Origin of the sequence: Psychrobacter sp. Ps6, from assembly GCF_022129235.1 — a bacterium.
Taxonomy (GTDB): domain Bacteria; phylum Pseudomonadota; class Gammaproteobacteria; order Pseudomonadales; family Moraxellaceae; genus Psychrobacter.
Window position 1 is genome coordinate 1 of sequence record NZ_JADQAI010000147.1, and the last position, 1,235, is coordinate 1,235.

The 1,235-nt window shown below is 31.3% G+C and carries 1 protein-coding gene; it reads left to right on the top strand.

Annotation, left to right across the window (positions count from 1 at the left end):
• Positions 1-1,235, top strand: a 1,235-nt coding sequence (locus I3255_RS14465; protein ID WP_238039445.1) for a DUF4832 domain-containing protein, incomplete at both ends; no start/stop codon positions are given.

Genomic DNA, 1,235 nt, shown 5'->3' on the forward strand with positions numbered 1-1,235 from the left:
TTATTTCTTCATTAATCATTAGTCAAAATGCTTATAGCAAGCAGAAGCAAGAAACAATTAATTATTATCCAGAAACAATCAATGATATATTAGTTAATCCAGATATTGGCATTACAGATTTTCATACTTTTGATAGAAGAAATGATCCTTGGTGGTCTGAACCAACTCATCCAGAAACTTCAGTTGTTTATTTTCGATGGTATTGGGAAGAATTAGAAACTGAAGAAGGAAAATATAATTTCCAACTTATTGATGACACAATTAATCAAGCGAAAAATTTAGGGAAGAAATTTGTTTTTCGGTTTATGACAATGTCAGGACTTAATGAAACATACTATAATCCATCACCATTAGCAGGTAAAAAAACACTGGGAATACCATGTTGGTTAAAAAAACAAATAGATCCGAATACCTTTGATATTTGTAAAGATGATAATAGCTATGTTGTTGACTATAAAAATCCTTTACTAAAAGAAAAATTAACTAAATTTGTTAATGCTATGGGTCAACGATATAACTCTAATAAAAACATCTTAAGAATTGATGTTGGCCTTGTTGGTACATGGGGGGAATGGAATCTTGCAACTCATGCAGATCATGCTGAATTAGGTCAAAACGGCTATACATATGAAGATTTAAGACCCTATGTTGATATGATGCATAACGCTTTCCCAGACCAACAACTATCGATTGATTTGGGTTCAAGATCAGAAACAATCGCAAGTGATGTAACATCTAGATTAAATTTAGGTTGGCGTGCTGATTGCCTAGGTGACTGGGCTCCTTGGGGATGGAATCACATGGAAAATGGTTATCCAGACACAATAAACTTTATAGAAGGTAACAGTACTTTAGCAAACCGACATGCATATCAAAATTTTTCTCAACATTGGAAAACAGCTCCAGTCGATTTTGAGGTTTGTACCTCGTTAAATGATTTTAGTTATGAACCAAATATATATACAAGAGACAAAATCAAACAAACTTTTGACTTTGCTTTAAATAAACATGCTTCTTTATTAAATATAAAATCAGGTAATGTCCCTGAAATGTACCAAGATTTAATGGATGATTTTCTTAAAAAATTAGGTTATCGATTTGAGTTATCTTTTGTACAATTAATTAGTAATTTTAAACCAGGTAGTAATATAACGATTAATTCAACATGGAAGAATGTCGGTTCAGCTCCAAGCTATAATAATTATCCTGTTTCTTGGAGATTAATAAATCAAAAA